The 3,397-nt window shown below is 65.9% G+C and carries 4 protein-coding genes and 1 pseudogene; 1 reads left to right on the top strand and 4 read right to left on the bottom strand.

Translation table 11 applies throughout. The features are described 5' to 3' along the window. Positions 1–252 precede the first annotated feature (252 nt). The 4 genes and pseudogenes from FS320_RS51485 to aqpZ form a co-directional block, all read right to left on the bottom strand. Positions 253–729: an HlyD family secretion protein gene (locus tag FS320_RS51485; RefSeq protein ID WP_476738993.1), complete on the bottom strand. Its 477-nt coding sequence runs from the start codon at positions 727–729 to the stop codon at positions 253–255. A gap of 85 nt (positions 730–814) precedes the next feature. Beyond that, positions 815–1,084: pseudogene (locus FS320_RS51480) on the bottom strand (hypothetical protein); the annotation flags it as partial. Positions 1,085–1,161: 77 nt separating this feature from the next. Next, positions 1,162–1,587: a DUF3597 domain-containing protein gene (locus FS320_RS40360; protein WP_152718113.1), complete on the bottom strand. Its 426-nt coding sequence runs from the start codon at positions 1,585–1,587 to the stop codon at positions 1,162–1,164. Positions 1,588–1,693: 106 nt separating this feature from the next. After that, positions 1,694–2,446, bottom strand: a complete 753-nt coding sequence (gene aqpZ / locus FS320_RS40355) for an aquaporin Z (RefSeq protein ID WP_152718115.1) — start codon at positions 2,444–2,446, stop codon at positions 1,694–1,696. 374 nt (positions 2,447–2,820) lie between these two features. Here aqpZ and FS320_RS40350 point away from each other — a divergent pair, with 374 nt between their 5' ends. Beyond that, complete coding sequence (locus FS320_RS40350; protein ID WP_152718111.1) at positions 2,821–3,183, top strand: hypothetical protein; 363 nt, start codon at positions 2,821–2,823, stop codon at positions 3,181–3,183. Positions 3,184–3,397 lie beyond the last annotated feature (214 nt).

The raw sequence follows: 3,397 nt of genomic DNA, 5'->3' as shown, positions 1-3,397 counted from the left end.
ATACCCAGGGTGGCAATGGCGGCAGAGAAAGAAGACCGTGACATGAGACGTGCTCCTTGCGTGGCTCGAAGCCCCACAGCTTACGAACAAGCGGGGCAGAAGCACGGCCGGACCATCCCATTAGCAGCCTTTGACGAATTCGGGGCCGGGTAGATCGCCCCTCTGTCCTGTCTTTGGTGCACGGTGAACCTTCGTCCATCGTCGCTGGCGAGGTGAAGATGAAGAATGGCCGCCATTGGACGGAGGCTGGGTTCAGAACGGATTGACGTAGTTCAGGGTCGCCCTCTGCCGCAGCACGACCTTGCGGATGACATGGCTCGCCTTGACATGCTCGGTGAAGATCGCCGCGAGACCCGTGCTCCCGGCTGGCAGGCGGCGCGCCACTTCCGGGTCGTCGAGCGTGATCCGGACGATGAACGGCGCCGCCTGGACCTCCGTCGGCATGACGGCCAGGCCGCCGGGCTGCGACTGTCCGGTGGCGATCGCCTGCAAGACCGTCTCCACCTTTCCGGGGTAGACTTCTCCCGGCAGGGTCTTGAACGTGATCTCCACGGGCTGCCCGAGCTCGACATAGCGTGCGCTGATCTGCGGGATCTCCACCCCGAAGATGGTCTCCGAGGTGTCGATGAAGGCCATCACCGGGGATTGTCCAGTGACGCGGGCGCCCTTGCGCAGCGCGAGGTTGGTTACGTAGCCGGCGCCCGCACGGTGGTCCGGTCGAGATTCCACCGGGCGCCGTCGAGCTGGGCGCGCAGCTGCGCGACTTCGGACTCGCGCTCCTACACGTCGAAGGCCCGGCCGGTGTCCCGGCGCGGCAGCTCGGAGAACTGGCCGAGGCGCAGCTCGGCGAATTTGAGCTGCGCCTCGATGGCCTGGACCAGGCCTGATAGGTGGTCGGATCGATCCGGAACAGGACGTCGCCTTCATTGACCGGGGTATTCGCCGCGACGGGCACGTCGATGACCTCCCCGGCGACGGAGGGGACGATCTGCACCGAGTTGCGGATCACCGCCGCCGGCCACGGATGCCCGCGTTTCCTCGCGATGCGGCCCGGCATCGTCCCGAGCGCCACGAAGACCGCCATCAGCGTTCCCACAAGCACGACAAGCACGATCCAGGCGAAAATGTCGATGACGTTCATCGTGCCCTCAACCGCGTCGCTTACGTCCTAAGATCGTCGGGAACCTTACCGCCGCTCGCCGCGAGCTTGCTCATGACCTGCTTGTGCAGCCAGACGTTCATGGATGCGGAATCGGATGTGTCGCCGGTATAGTTCAGCTCATTCGCGAGTTCCTTGCGCGCGGCGAGGCTGCTGTCGAGATCGAGCAGCTTCATCAGGTCGACGATCGACTTGCGCCAGTCGAGTTGCTGCCCCTTCCGGGCGGCGAGGTTCGTCAGCACCGCCTCGACGTCGACCTGCGCCATCGGTGCGGCCGTGCCCGCAGCCGACGCGGTCGCCGGGGCCGAGGCGGCAGCCTCCTGCACGGGCGGTGCTGCGGCGGCTGGTGTCGGCGAAGACTCCGTCGCCGACTCCTTCGCGACCGCGGAGCCGAAGATCGCGGACTTGATCCGGCCGAAGATGCTCATCGTGTCCTCCTGTTAAACCTGCATTCCGATGGCCACCCGGGAAGGGAAGCCGGTCCCGTGCCGGGCGATGACGCCCGTTCGATCAGGGCCATGGCGGCGAATCCCGCTACTCGGCGGGCGTCGCCGGGGTCACTCCCGTGACGAGCGCCGACGGCTCCTCGCTGAGCCAGCGATAGAGGATCCCACCCAGCGCACCGCCGATGAGCGGCGCGACCCAGAACAGCCAGAGCTGCGCCAGCGCCCAGCCGCCGACGAACAGGGCCGGCCCTGTGCTGCGGGCCGGGTTCACCGAGGTGTTGGTGATCGGAATGCCGACCAGGTGGATCAGCGTCAGGCCCAGACCGATCGCGAGGGGGGCGAACCCGACCGGGGCCTTGCCGTGGGTGGCGCCCATGATGATGAACAGGAACATCATCGTCAGCACGACCTCGGCCACGAGGCCGGAGAGCAGGCTGTAGCTGCCTGGCGAATGCGCGCCGTAGCCGTTGGCCGCGAAGCCCTTGGCGAGATCGAATCCCGGCGCCCCGACGGCGATGGTGTACAGAACCGCGGCTGCCACGATGGCGCCCATGACCTGCGCCACGATGTAGGGCACGATGTCCTGCCTCGGGAAGCGGCCTCCGGCAGCCAGCCCTACTGTGACGGCCGGGTTGAGATGGCAGCCCGAGATGTGCCCGATGGCATAGGCCATGGTCACGACCGACAGGCCGAAGGCGAGCGAGACGCCGAGCAGCCCGATGCCGACCTCGGGAAAGCCCGCGGCGATCACGGCGCTGCCGCAGCCGGCGAAGGTGAGCCAGAAGGTGCCGATCCCCTCGGCGACGCATCGGTGGATGTTGTGACTGTTGTGGAGGTCCATGACCTGCTCCTGGGCGGCGGAACGGCATCCCGATGAGGCGGTCCGGTCATGAGGCATGCCCGGATGACGGCGCATCGAGATCCGGATCGTGCATGCTCGTGGATCGGTCGCGACCGCCTGGACCGTAGTTTCCTCCCATTCCGGAACGTTGACCACTGGGGAAACACCTGAACCAGGGCGGGATGATTCCCGAGAGATGTCGCTGCGAGGAACGTCGAAGGGCGAGAAAGAAAGCCGGATCGGTCAGGCATTCCCTACCGGAATTTCGGGGAAACCGCCGATTTAGTCCCGCGCAGGCGCCTGCTAGGCTGGATCCGCATTCTGGGCACTCCACTCCGGAATCGCCTGATCGAGATGCGAGCGGACTCCACTCCTTGCGACGACGGACCGATGCGACGGAGAATGGACATGGGGCGATAGCCGAACTCGTCTGCCTGCCGGCGCTTGCCGAGACCCTCGGGGAACTCGAACGGGTCCAGCGCGACTGCAAGGCAGCGAGGAACAGGTTGATGACGATCCGGGAGAGGCTGGACGGCGTTCTCGACGACGCCTTCCGGCGCCAGTCCTTCCGTCCGCTCGAGCATCTCTTCCGCGAGGAGGAGGCCGCCCTGAAGGCATACAAGCACTCGGCCACGAGGCTTGCCGCCGCGGAGGAGCGCTGGCTCGCTGTCCAGGCGGCATTGGCCTACGAGCGCAGGATGATGTCGGGTTCGGTCCCGCGCCACCGACTGAACTGACCTCACCCATCACAGGCATGAGAGGCGTGGCGGAACGCTTCCTCAAGGCATCGCGGCTTTCGTTCAGTGTTTTCCTGATCGCCCCTCAGCTCGAGTTTAGCCCATCACACGGCATGGCAGAGTGCGTATACCAAGCATCGCTGAAGCGCCTGTGAGGGTTTTGGCGTTTTGTGCCGGCGCCGGGATGTGAGTAAACCCGTTTCGCGCCAGATAG

This window comes from Microvirga tunisiensis, assembly GCF_009296175.1.
GTDB lineage: Bacteria > Pseudomonadota > Alphaproteobacteria > Rhizobiales > Beijerinckiaceae > Microvirga > Microvirga tunisiensis.
This window is presented reverse-complemented; position numbering and strand designations above follow the sequence as displayed.